The sequence below is a fragment of the Planctomicrobium limosum genome, from assembly GCF_051465645.1.
In the GTDB taxonomy this organism is placed as follows: Bacteria; Planctomycetota; Planctomycetia; order Planctomycetales; family Planctomycetaceae; genus Planctomicrobium.
The window spans coordinates 1,405,828-1,418,085 of sequence record NZ_CP195790.1 but is presented as its reverse complement, the minus strand read 5'-3'; the positions used below and the strand labels follow the sequence as shown (position 1 = coordinate 1,418,085).

Below are 12,258 nucleotides of genomic sequence, written 5' to 3'. Positions count from 1 at the left end.
GCATTCATTGACGTTTTCGAATGTGTCCGGAGGAAATTACAGTGAGAACACGGTTGTCATCAAAATCCAAGGGGTTCACCCTGATCGAGTTGCTGGTGGTGATCGCGATCATCGCAATCTTGATTGCACTCCTGTTGCCTGCAGTGCAACAGGCCCGCGAAGCTGCAAGACGTTCTCAGTGTAAGAACAATCTTAAGCAGCTCGGTCTGGCGCTTCACAACTACCACGATGTGTACAACGTGTTCCCATATCGTCAGGGGGGAACGAACACCAACGATGCAAACAACGGGAACTGGGGGCGTCTGAGTGGAATGGTTGGTCTGCTGCCGTACATTGAGCAAACCGCACTGTTCAACCAGATTTCAAGCCCGTTGACAGCCAACGGAACGACCTTCCCTGCAAACGGTCCAGGGCCTTGGATTGCCAACTATCCACCATGGCAGGCTGTTATTCCAGCCTTGTTGTGTCCATCTGAAACGCAGCACATCAGCAACAATGCGATTGGAAACAATTCCTATGCGTTCAGTGCTGGGGACAGTGCAATTGCGAATACGAGCAGCCCACGCGGGGTCTTCGGTCTGAATAGCCGGATCGGGATGCGGGACATGACTGACGGAACCAGCAATACAATCCTGATGGGGGAACGTGTATTCCCTCTCGCTGCAGGTGACGTTGGACACGTTGTGTTTGCGTCAGCTTTCACCGTTCCAAACGATTGCCGAGCAACGTTCAACTCAACAACTCGTCGTTATACCACTGGAGCACCTCGTGCGTGGTCTGGTGATCGATGGACTGACGGGGGAGCTGCATACTCTGCGATTACGACCGCACTCCCGATCAACTCACCATCATGCACAAACGCTGACCATGATGCCCAGAACGGTTTCTATTCAGCAGGGAGCCGTCACACAGGTGGAGCTCATGTGTTGATGGGCGATGGGGCAGTTCGCTTCATCAGTGAAAACATCAGCACCGGAAACCTGAGTGCGGATTCCAATAACCTGACCGGGCAAAGCCCATACGGTGTCTGGGGCGCTTTGGGAACTCGAAACGCCGGTGAAGTTGTCGGCGAGTTCTAAGCCTGTCATCTCGGTGAACAGCTTTGTTTAACAGACGCCTACCGCGTTCCTGTTTGCAACCATTGGAAGGTTGATTGTCCTGAGCTGATCTAACAGCCATGACGTCAACCTTTCTTTTTTTCGATAGGACTGGAGATTGATATCTCCAATCAAAAATCGCTTTGAAAATCTTTCCCATCCTTGAAGGATGCTCATCATGTCTCGAACACTGCTTGCATTGTCACTGATCCTTCTGGCCTCCGGATGTGGTGGCGAGAGTGGTGATCAGTGGTCACAGAATCGTCCTAAAACATCACCGGCCAGTGGCGTCGTGACTTATAAAGGTCAACCGGTTGATGGGGCGAATGTGAACTTCGCACCTCCGTCCGGCGACGGAACAGGTGCATCGGCGATGACAGACGCCGAAGGGAAATTCAAACTCGGGACGTTCGACCAAGCCGACGGTGCTGTCCCAGGTGCCTATAAGGTCATCATTACGAAGAAAAAGGTTGAAACGACTCCGAACCCTAAAGACCCGAATGGGCCTCCAGTCAAGACTGTGGAAACCTCTTTGATTCCGGTCAAATATTCGAAACTCAGCTCGACAGTACTGGATGCAACGGTGTCCGAAGCTGGTCCGAACGAGTTCGTTTTCGAGCTGAAAGATTAAGCCTATCTCAGGCTTCGTTCTCAGATGCCCAAGGTTCAGAATCAGGAACCTTGGGCGTTTTTGTTTTACGGCTCTCGTTATTTCAGTTTGTAGAAACGCTGAGCGGTCTGTCCCCAGATTGCCGCTTGTTCATTTTCACTCAGTGAACCCAGGCATTCATTGAGTGCAGAATGAACTTGCTCATACGACCCCGCCAGTTCGCACACCGGCCAGTCCGACCCAAACATGCATCGCTCAGGCCCGAACAGTTCCAGCACATGTTCAACATAGGGACGTAAATCCGCAGGTTTCCAGTTCTTCCAGTCAGCTTCCGTCACCATCCCAGAGAGTTTACAGAAGACGTTCTCACAGGCGGCCGCAGCTTTCAGGTGTGGCAGCCAGTTTTCGATCTGGCGATCTTTAATCTGTGGCTTCGCCAGATGGTCAATGACGAGAGGGAGATTCGGGACCTGACGGGCGACTGTTGCCGCATGCTTTAGATGCTTCACATAAAACAACAGGTCAAATGGAACCTGATGTTTCTGTAGAACCTGAAGCCCACGAATGACGTCCAAGCGAACGATGAAGTTCGGATCAGGCTCTCCCTGAGTGATGTGGCGAATCCCGACGAAGCGGGGATGCGACTTGAATTCCAGCAGCTGATCTTCACATGCCGGACTGGCAAGATCGACCCAGCCGACGACTCCGGCGATGAACGGGTAATGATCGGCAAGCGTCAGAGCCCAACGGTTCTCCTCCAGATCATGCTGAGTCTGAACGAAGATTGACTTTGAAATATGGCATCGATCCAGATGCGGCTTGAGATCTGCCGGAAGATAGTCCCGACAGATAGGCCGATGTTCCGGGCTCTTCAGCCACTCCGTGTCGAACGGCAAATCCAACTGCCAGAAATGCTGGTGGGCATCTATCCTGGTCATCGCCTGGCCCTTCAATCATCGCCGACCGGCACCATGCTCTGGAGCAGTTAATTCATTGCTCTTGCCCTGTGCCGTCGACATTTGCCGACCAACGTTTGAGTCTGGAGAACGCGATCACATCCTAACCTGTTTGTTGCTATTTACCAATACTTACTGATGACTTGATGTGTTTGTCGCGTGCTGGCGGCCAGCGAGGTAATCATCAATCAGGTCGGGGTACTGAGAAGCCACGTCCTGCATTTCCCAGAGATCTTCAGGCTTCTTGAATAAGGCAACATTCGCTTCCGTATTCAATTCGTCACGTCCTGCAATTCGCTCGACAATGAGCCAGGCTTCAGATCGGGTTGCCAGAGACGATTCAGTTTGAACGACGATTGGTTCCTCATCGAGATCATCCTGCCACATTTCTATCCCGGAGATTCCTTCTTCGCTCAAGGATTCAATCAGCACGGCAAGGTCTTCCACTCCAATACGATTCTCGATGTGATAGTGCGTACCTGCGATTGGAGAGCAGATCAGGAGCGGCAAATGGATGGAGGTGCAGGATGCTTCGGCGAGCCAGTCCGGTCGATTCTGCGGCAGTCGCCTGGAGTCCCCACTTGTTCCCAGAACAATGAGCAGGTCATCATCTTCAAACTCAAGCCCGTCAACGAACTCACCGAGTGCGCTATCGAATCCCAGTATCGTGGCGGTGGCCTGTACCAGTTGCGCCCGTTCCCCTGGACAGACTTCATTGAGTCGCCGGAGAACACCTGACACCGAAGTATCGTCATCTGCTTCGGGTGTGAAAATCGCCGATGTCTCTGTTTCATTCAGCCAGCATCCGGCAGCCTTAAACAAGGTTGCAACATCTAGCGTGGCCGGTTGCCACTGGTAGATTTTCTTCTGGACGTCACTTTGTTCGATCACACGAGTCGAGTGCCCAGGTGCTGAAAAGAAGGAATTGCAGACGATAGAGATGTCTGCGAGGGCATCAAAATTGGGCGTTGGGATCCGAACTTCTCCGTAGCATCCAAGTGATACCGCAGGGAGTCCAGCAATACAGATAAAATGAATCGCCATCCGAGTCTTTCTTCAATTCAGCGTTGTGGGAGGCGACGCTGCTTCTGGTGTTTCCTCCAGTACAGACTGATCGACACGGCAATCTAAAGCTAGCCAGAGTGCTCGGGAATGCCGGAACATGACGAGCGGAAATCCAACGCAAAACAGCACTAACGGGATAACTAGCTGTTGTGCAGGAATCTGAAAATAGAATCGACCGATGAGATACGACGCCGTTGAAATCAACGAGGTCATCCCGTAGTTCATGTAGATTGCCCCGAGATAGTAGCCGGGTTCACGCTGAAAGTTGAAGTGGCACCGTTCGCACTGATCGTGCATTCGGAAGAAGCCACGAAAAATGGGACCTTCTCCGCAACGAGGACAGCGGAGTTTCAATGCCCGAACGGTGATTGTTGTTCCCGTCGGCCGGGATCTCGCCGATTCTTTCATAGCAGACTCCATTCAACAGGATCGCGTTCGACACGGCTCGCCCAGACCAGTAATGAAGGAAACTGTTGCTGAAGAGTTTCAGCCAGTCGTTCGACTCCCGGTCGCTCCGAGGCGTAATGTCCCACCATCACCAGCGCAATGCCCTGATCTCTGGCTTCCAGGCAGGTATGAAATCGCGTCTCGCCTGTCAGGAAGAGGTCGCACCCGGCTCGCTTTGCATCTGACAGGAACTCACCTGCCGCTCCACATGCGACTCCGACTGAGGAAATGGGACGCTGAAGATCCCCAACATACGGCAATGCAGAAATTCCAAGCAGTAATTTGACGTTGCTCAAAAACTCCCCGAGAGCAACCGGATTGGCGAGTCGTCCCCAACGGCCGCTTCCCAATCCTGCAAGTTCCGGTGCCGATTGGGGGCGAAGGGGTTGAATATCAACGAGCCCAAGAGATTCGGCAAGTTGTTGATTGATGCCTGACTTTGCAGAATCGAACGCAGTGTGCGGGCTGAAAACTGCGACTCCATGTCGAATCAGCCGCAATAACATGCGTCCTTCTGAAGTCTCTGAAGTCAGTTTCTGAACCGGTTTGAACAGGATCGGGTGGTGCGAAATGATCAGCTGTGCCTGTTGAGCTATCGCTTCTTCGGCAACGTCAGGCGTCAGTGTCAGGCAAGTCAGAACGCGTTCAACTGACTGGTCTCGCTCACCCAGCAAGAGCCCTACATTGTCCCAGTCTTCTGCCAGCGATGCCGGCGCGAAGGTTGCGAGATAATCGAGGACTGAGCAGATGCTTTCTGGCATTCCATTTCACTTCAAAAACGGGCGGTGGCTTGTCGTTCACAGCGGGCCATGGCCCACGATCAGGTAAGGACGACCTGCTTCAACGAGGCGGTGTCGCCAGGCATGATCCATCACTCTCGATATGAAAGGCGAGCGGGAAGGAAACTGGACGGCGCGGCTTCGTGACATCTGACTCAGGAGAGCGTCAATTGTCGCTCTCAACCCCTTCCCGGATCAAATGCGAGATCAAAACTGCGAGTTCACTACAGTATCCCTCAATACGGAATGGAATTCCAGCGGCAAAAGGATTCCCCCAGAGTCCGAGAATTCCCAAGAAATGGGGGGAAGATTGTCGGCTCAGATGACCAAGATTGAGCAATCCGCATTCAAACAAGACAACCTCATCTGAACGATCTATTATGTTGTCGTACTGCAGCCGTTTCGGATTCTGTCCAGCACTTACTGGAGTTGCAGAATCCGTAAATTCGATACTGCAACGATGGAGAGAACTGGTATCAGGGCAGTGCCTTGCTGCCAACTGTGGGGTTGGTGTTATTCGCATCAGCCAATCTACAGGTGTGAATGGGCTTCAGTGCCGGAGTGATTGCCATGCGGATCAGAGTTTCTGTCCCGACAACGACGTTTCAAACCAATCTGAGAGTGGCCATCGATTCCGCCATGCAGATCGGTGCCGATGGCGTTCAGTTTGATCTGAGAAGCGAAGTGAAGCCGTCCGAGTTTGGGGATTCTGCTCGACGCCAGATACTTCACTATCTGAAAGAACATCAGCTTGAACTGGCTTCTGTCAGTTTCCCTCTGCGTGGCCCCATCAATGATCCTGATCGGCTGGATCAACGCCTCTCAGCGATCAGAGACGCGATTCAGTTTGCGTCGACATTGAAAGTCCGTCATCTCACGATTCGTCCTGGTTCGATTCCGCCAGTTGACAACAAGGAACGGGAATCGTTTATCGAGATCGTGAAAGATCTGGCGACTCTGGGAAATCGCTTCGGGGTGACACTTTGCCTTCAACCAGGCGGAGATTCTGCCGGCGAACTGATACAGATGCTCAACGAGATTCCGACTGGTCAGGTCGAAGTCGACGTTGACCTCGCTGAATGGGTGATGAATGACCTTCCGTACCGTCAGGAGTTGCGGGATTTGTTCGGAAAGATTGGACATCTCGAAGGCCGTGACGCGGCTCGGGGGCTTGGCAGTTCCGGTCGTGAAGTTCCACTAGGGCGCGGTGAGATCGACTGGGAAGAGATCGCGGCACTCTTGAATGAGATGGATTACATCGGCTGGATCAATGTTCAACGAACAACCGGCTCAAGTATTCAGGCTGATGTTGCACGAGGAGTAACGATGATGAAGCAACTCTTCCATGTGGGGCACGATCAGCTTTCAACCTGAGACTTCTGATTCAGCAATGTCTGGTTTGATCTCTGTCGAATCCCGTGTCGACCACTGCGTTGACCACTGCGTTGACCATGACATTCGGTTCACGACTTCCAGTTCAATGCATTGTGATCATCTGGTAATTTGACCCAGACGCGATTTACGAGTTACGAGAGATCATCGTTTCGATTCATTGCATTCAGACATTTGCAAATTGGCGATAATGACCGGCGCACCAAACCCAATGATTCACGATATTGCCCGACGCAAAGCTCTTTTTGCGGAAATTCGTGAACGGACAAAGCAACAGTTTGCTGTCGGAACTCCGGGAATTCAGCTCGCTGCGTCTATCTGCCAATGGACTGAAGCAGTCCTGTTGCAACTCGTCGAGGAAACTCTTCAGCAGTTCGGCGACGATGCGAAACTGATCGCAGAGCAGGGGGCAATTGTTGCTGTCGGAGGAATCGGGCGAGGGGAACTCGCTCCGTATTCTGACATTGATCTTCTGTTCCTGCAGTCGGGATCCAAGTCCGAAAAGTTCACTGAGTTTGCATCTCGTTTTGTGCAGATCTGCTGGGATTCCGGCGTTCAGTTGGGGCATTCAGTCCGTGATATTCCGACCTGCATTTCATTCGGGAGAAATGATCCCCAGATTGCGACGGCACTGATTGAAGCACGATGGTTATGGGGGAATGAGAAACTCGTTAATAACCTGTCTGTGGAATTCCGCGACAAAGTGATCAATCGGCGAAAGCGAAAGTTTATCGAAGACTGTCTGAGTGCGCGCCGGGAAGGATGGACCGCAGAAGGCCCGCTTGCTCAAGAGTTAGAACCAGATGTGAAGGGCTCGGCTGGAGGACTTAGAGACCTGCACTTGATTCGATGGATCTCCTACTGCAAGTACGGGGTCAAAGACATCGACTCCCTCAAGATCCAGGGGATTCTGAAGAAGGAAGATGCTCTGATCTTGAAGTCCGGCCTGGAATTTCTGACTCGACTTCGCATCGATTTGCATCTCTCCGCCGGGAAGGCGCAAGACAGGCTGACGCGTGACGAACAGCTGAGAATCACGAGAGAGCGGGGATACGAAGAGACTGCAGAACAACGTCCGGTCGAACGATTCATGCAGGAATACTTTCATCACTCTTCAGAGATTAGCACGATCACTCATCGGTTTGCGGCCCGATTGCGCACAAAGTCGGTGACAGAACGTCTTCGTGATCTCATACTGGGCCACCGCGCAGAGGGGCTTCTTTACATCACACCAGATCAGGTCACTGCGGCGGATCGCCACCTGCCCAAGCTTTGCGAGAACCTGGAATCGATCCTGAATGTCTATCGCACTGCCGCACTGTATGACCTTCCATTGGCTCCTAATATTACAGAAGCAATCAAGCAGGCGGTGCCGACCTTATCACGGAAGATTTCCAGTGATTCGGCACGCTTGTTTATGGATATCTTCCATTGCGTGAAGTCACTGGGGCCGACCCTGAGAAGCATGTTCAATACAGGCATTCTCGATGTTGTCATCCCTGATGTGACACATGTTCGCAATCTCCTTCAGTTTAATCAGTACCATCACTTCACTGTTGACGAGCACACATTGCGTGCTGTCGAAACTGCGATCAGTTACGAACATGATGAATCGGCGGTCGGGGTTGCATACCGGGCGATTCGACATAAAGAACTGCTGCATCTTGCTGTCTTTCTGCACGATATTGGAAAAGGATTTAAGCGGGATCACTGCGAAGTTGGTGAAGAGATTTCCATTCGAATTGGAACCAGTCTGAGGTTGCCAATTCATCAGGTTGAGCAACTTGCCTTGCTTGTTCGTCGCCATCTCGAAATGGCGGATCTTGCGTGGCGTCGAGACATTACTGACCCTAGTCTGCTGCTGGAGTTCAGCCGTCAGATCGGGTCGCCGGACACGCTGCGAATGCTGTATGTTCTGACTGCGGCAGACGTCACTTCCGTGGGCCCAGGCACCTGGACGAACTGGAAGGCGAGTTTACTGGCGGAACTGTTCGACCGCTGTCTGGTGATCCTGAGTGGTCGCCGATATTCCTTCCATGAAGTGGAGCGTATTCAGGCGACGAAGCAGGATGTGCTGGCTCTGCTGCGTCCCAATGATACCGGAGAACAGCTCAAAGAATGGGTTGATAATCAGCTTTCAGGCTTCTCTGCTTATTACCTGACAATGACATCGCCAGCGCGGATTGCAGATGATCTGCGAATCATTGAAAAGATCTCTCCAACAGATATCAAGATTGATACGCACTGGCATTCAGACACTCGGGCTGTTGAGTACCGCATCATCACGAAGAACCCGTTAGCGACAGAGGGGTGCTTCTATAAGATGTGTGGCGTATTGACCGCCAAACGTCTTACCATTCTTTCTGCCGACATTAACACGACCGCAGACGATGTGGTGGTCGACAGCTATCTGGTCATCGACACGGACTTCGAAGGGGAGCCGCCTCAGTCCCGTTATGATGAAGTGGCACAAACATTCCGGAAGGTTCTGTGGGGAGAAGTGACTGTCGAATCGCTCTTTGTCCGCTCTCGTCGATTCGGAGGAGATCGCTTCAAGCCTGTCTCTGATTTGCCGACTCAGGTGAAAATCGACAACGAATCGTCGGACACCAGAACAATCATCGACGTGTTCGCGCACGACCGGCCAGGGTTGTTGTATACGCTCACGAGAACGTTATTCGAACTGAATTTGTCGACTGATCTCGCAAAGATTTCGACCCATTTCGATCAGGTCATCGACGTCTTTTATGTTCAAGAGAAGGATGGATCGAAGGTTCGATCAGGTGAACGACTGGTGCAGATCAAAGAACGACTCGAACAGGCCCTGCATCACTTTGAGCAAGTTGGGCATCGACAGTTTGTGAGTGGCAATTGAATCAGTCTCGCGAACCGTTGAAGATTGGCATTCTCTTCGAGTACCCGTCATTGAATGGGGGCGAGTTCTCGATGCTTGCAGTGCTGGATTCGTTAGCATTGCATTCCCCTCTCGGCGGGAGCAGAAATTCACCGGCTGTCGGAACAGCTGAAGATTCTCAAGCTCAATCAAAGCTGCCGAAGCTGGCCCCCGTCATCCTTGGTCCGGAAAATGGTCCTTTAGCGGCGGAATGCCAACGTGCTGGACTTCAGTACGAACCATTGGAACTCGAAGAACTTGCTCAGAATCCAACGCTGTTTGTTTCACGTCTCAATGCGATCATTGACGCACAGAAGCTGCAACTGGTGCATGCGAACAGTCTTTCTGCGGGACGAAAGCTCGGACGGATTGCATCTGAATTGAGTTGCCTGACCAGCTCTCATTTCCGCGACATTATCAAGTTGTCGCAAGCGGCGATTCGCGATTTGAACCAACATGCAGGTTTAATTGCCGTCTCTGAAGCAACGCGAAATTTTCACGTTGCTCAAGGAGTTGATCCTCAACGGATCGTCACAATCGTGAATGGGATCGATCCGCAACGGTTTGCTCCAACGGCGTCGACGGGTTGGCTTCGCAGAGAACTCGGGTTGCCAGATGATGCGGTCCTCGCGGCTGTCATTGGCCAGATCTGTCTGCGAAAGGGCCAGGATGATGTTGCTCACGCTGCTGTTCTACTCCGAGATTGCATCCCGCAATTGCACATCCTTTTGATTGGGCAACGCTATTCATCAAAAGACGAAAGTGTTGCCTTCGATGATGAACTGACTCGTGTGTTTGTCGCGGCTCAGATGGAGTCTCGTCTGGTGCGGCTCGGGTGGCGAAAGGAAATGACTTCGATTTATCCCGAACTGGATCTACTTGTTCATCCGGCTCGACAGGAGCCCTTGGGGCGTGTGCTTCTGGAAGCGGCTGCCTGCGGTGTTCCGATCGTGGCGACCGATGTGGGAGGCACGTCCGAGATCGTGGTTCATCAGGAATCTGCGTGGTTGGTTCCCCCAAAGTCACCTGTCGAATTGGCGAATGGAATCGAATACGTCTGGAATCATCCAGAAATTCGCAGGCAATATCAGATTCATGGCAGGAACCGGATCTTGTCCCGGTTTACAATTGAACAATCGTCTCAAAGCCATCTCTCATTCTGGACTCAGCTGATTGAACGAGTTGACACCGGAAAATCCGTGGAAAAGTGAGAGTTTCGTTGATATGAACGACTGGGGAACGTTCTGCATCAGTGAAAGAAGCGATCCGAATTGAACAGTCGGATGTTTCTTTCATTGCTTATGGTCCCATGGATTTATCACACGGAACAAGCCTGCAGAAAACCAGTCTATGTGGAACTTCCTGAAACGCTACTTCAAGTCGAAAGAGCAGACTGACGCCGAGTATTTGCAGGCGGCGCGCGAGCTTGCTCAATTCGCACCTGTGCCGTTGATCTGGCTCTTTGGAAAGACAGGCAGTGGGAAGTCATCCATCATCAAGTATCTGACCGGCGTCAACGACATCACCGTCGGCACCGGATATCGGCCACAGACCAAGTTTTCGTCGCGATACGATTTCCCGAACGAGAATGAGCCCTTGTTGAGCTTTCTGGATACGCGAGGGCTGGGGGAAGTTGATTACGATCCCAAAGAAGAACTCGCGCAGTTTGGCAAAGACTCGCAGTTGATGATAGTTGTCGTACGGGCGATGGATCACGCAACGAACGACCTGTTGAAGTACCTTCGCCAAATCCGTAAGGAGTCGCCTGAACGTCCTGTGATTCTGGCGTTGACGTCGTTGCACGATGCCTATCCGGGCAAGCAGCATCCGGAAATCGATCCATTCGACGATTCACCTTTCCCGTTGCCGGAAGGAATCGACGAGAATCTGAGGCGGTCGATTCAAAAGCAGTACGAGAGTTTTAAAGGGCTTGTTGATCGCGCCGTCCCTGTCGATCTTACTCCTAGAGATGAAGGATTCGTGCAGCCGGAATTTGGTGGGACGCGGTTAAAATCATCGATTATTGCAGAATTGCCAGCGGGCTATCGTCAAACGCTTCGTCAACTGGATGAAGTTGTCACTCCGCTCAAGGATTACACTTGGGATCAGGCGATGCCGGTCATTCTGGGGACAAGCACTCTCGCTGCGACAGCTGCCGCGATTCCGGTTCCCTGGGTCGATATCCCTGTGGTGATGGGATTGCAAAGTCATCTTGCATATAAACTTGCGAGAATTCACAGGCAGAAGATCGACGCCCAGACGATCGCCCACGTCACAGGGGGGATTGGCGGTCGAGTGGCGTTGCAGCTGGCGATTCGCGAAAGCCTGAAATTCATCCCGTGGGTGGGAATGGCAGCCAACGCGGCTGCCGCATTTGCGTATACTTTCGCTGGCGGAATGGTCTGGAACTGGTATTTCACCGAAGTCCGGGACGGATCCATTCCTACGGAAGCTGAACTGAGATCAGTCTTCCAGCAACAACTGAAACGTGCGTCAGAGCTTTGGAAATCGACTCGTGAAACCCCAACTGCCTGAGCCGGATCAGCAAGTCGATTGGCCGCGTCAGAGGCGGCTGTGTTTCAACTATAGACAAAGTCACTGAAGAAATTATTGAATCATGCTCCATCCTTTGTCATTCCTTCGCGGTGTCGGCTTGCTTGAAGGGATTTCTTTTCTGCTGCTTTTGGGTGTCGCAATGCCGGCTAAATATCTTGCCGGATACCCTCAGCTCGTTCAGATCATCGGGATGGCCCACGGAGTCCTGTTTGTTCTCTATGTGATTGCCGTGTTGATCGCGGCGTTCGCCAGGTCGTGGTCGATTCGCCGTATCGCCGAAGAATTGCTCGGGTCAATGATTCCCGGAGGAACGTTTGTCCTCGACGTACGTTGGGCTCGCGAAATTCGAGAAGAGCGGTCCAACGATGCAGCGGCGACAACTGAATCGGCGTCATAGAGCAAAGTAAATGCGACTGAGCAGGTAACCTGAAACATCGCGAGCCTGACGGCGTCTCGTTTAAAG

11 protein-coding genes are annotated in these 12,258 nt (G+C 52.2%); 7 read left to right on the top strand and 4 right to left on the bottom strand.

Going from position 1 to position 12,258, the window contains the following annotated elements:
• The first annotated feature begins 41 nt into the window (after nt 1-41).
• Both SH527x_RS05310 and SH527x_RS05305 read left to right on the top strand, forming a co-directional pair.
• Nucleotides 42-1,079, top strand: coding sequence for a DUF1559 family PulG-like putative transporter (locus SH527x_RS05310; RefSeq protein ID WP_437193614.1), 1,038 nt, complete (start codon nt 42-44; stop codon nt 1,077-1,079).
• 196 nt (nt 1,080-1,275) lie between these two features.
• On the top strand, nt 1,276-1,728 hold the full coding sequence (locus SH527x_RS05305; protein ID WP_437193613.1) for a carboxypeptidase-like regulatory domain-containing protein: 453 nt from the start codon (nt 1,276-1,278) through the stop codon (nt 1,726-1,728).
• A gap of 77 nt (nt 1,729-1,805) precedes the next feature.
• On the opposite strand, the gene SH527x_RS05300 is transcribed toward SH527x_RS05305, so the two are convergent.
• From SH527x_RS05300 to SH527x_RS05285, 4 genes are all read right to left on the bottom strand, one after another.
• Nucleotides 1,806-2,645 carry an amidohydrolase family protein gene (locus SH527x_RS05300; protein ID WP_437193612.1) on the bottom strand — a complete coding sequence of 280 codons (840 nt, stop codon included), beginning with the start codon at nt 2,643-2,645 and terminating at the stop codon, nt 1,806-1,808.
• A 150-nt stretch (nt 2,646-2,795) separates the two neighbouring features.
• Nucleotides 2,796-3,707, bottom strand: coding sequence for a hypothetical protein (locus SH527x_RS05295; RefSeq protein ID WP_437193611.1), 912 nt, complete (start codon nt 3,705-3,707; stop codon nt 2,796-2,798).
• 12 nt (nt 3,708-3,719) lie between these two features.
• Nucleotides 3,720-4,136 carry a DUF983 domain-containing protein gene (locus SH527x_RS05290; RefSeq protein ID WP_437193610.1) on the bottom strand — a complete coding sequence of 139 codons (417 nt, stop codon included), beginning with the start codon at nt 4,134-4,136 and terminating at the stop codon, nt 3,720-3,722.
• On the bottom strand, nt 4,133-4,936 hold the full coding sequence (locus SH527x_RS05285) for a Nif3-like dinuclear metal center hexameric protein (protein ID WP_437193609.1): 804 nt from the start codon (nt 4,934-4,936) through the stop codon (nt 4,133-4,135). The genes SH527x_RS05290 and SH527x_RS05285 overlap by 4 nt, the downstream gene beginning before the upstream one ends.
• Nucleotides 4,937-5,524: 588 nt before the next feature.
• Between SH527x_RS05285 and SH527x_RS05280 the strand changes: the two genes are divergently transcribed.
• The 5 genes from SH527x_RS05280 (at nt 5,525) to SH527x_RS05260 (ending at nt 12,192) form a co-directional block, all read left to right on the top strand.
• Nucleotides 5,525-6,328, top strand: a complete 804-nt coding sequence (locus tag SH527x_RS05280; protein ID WP_437193608.1) for a sugar phosphate isomerase/epimerase family protein — start codon at nt 5,525-5,527, stop codon at nt 6,326-6,328.
• 208 nt (nt 6,329-6,536) lie between these two features.
• Nucleotides 6,537-9,221, top strand: coding sequence for a [protein-PII] uridylyltransferase (gene glnD, locus SH527x_RS05275; protein WP_437193607.1), 2,685 nt, complete (start codon nt 6,537-6,539; stop codon nt 9,219-9,221).
• Nucleotides 9,218-10,450, top strand: coding sequence for a glycosyltransferase (locus tag SH527x_RS05270; RefSeq protein WP_437193606.1), 1,233 nt, complete (start codon nt 9,218-9,220; stop codon nt 10,448-10,450). The genes glnD and SH527x_RS05270 overlap by 4 nt, the downstream gene beginning before the upstream one ends.
• Before the next feature lie 139 nt (nt 10,451-10,589).
• A complete protein-coding gene (locus SH527x_RS05265; protein WP_437193605.1) occupies nt 10,590-11,774 on the top strand; it encodes a GTPase family protein in 1,185 nt (394 codons plus the stop codon).
• Nucleotides 11,775-11,856: 82 nt separating this feature from the next.
• Nucleotides 11,857-12,192 carry a DUF3817 domain-containing protein gene (locus tag SH527x_RS05260; RefSeq protein WP_437193604.1) on the top strand — a complete coding sequence of 112 codons (336 nt, stop codon included), beginning with the start codon at nt 11,857-11,859 and terminating at the stop codon, nt 12,190-12,192.
• Nucleotides 12,193-12,258 lie beyond the last annotated feature (66 nt).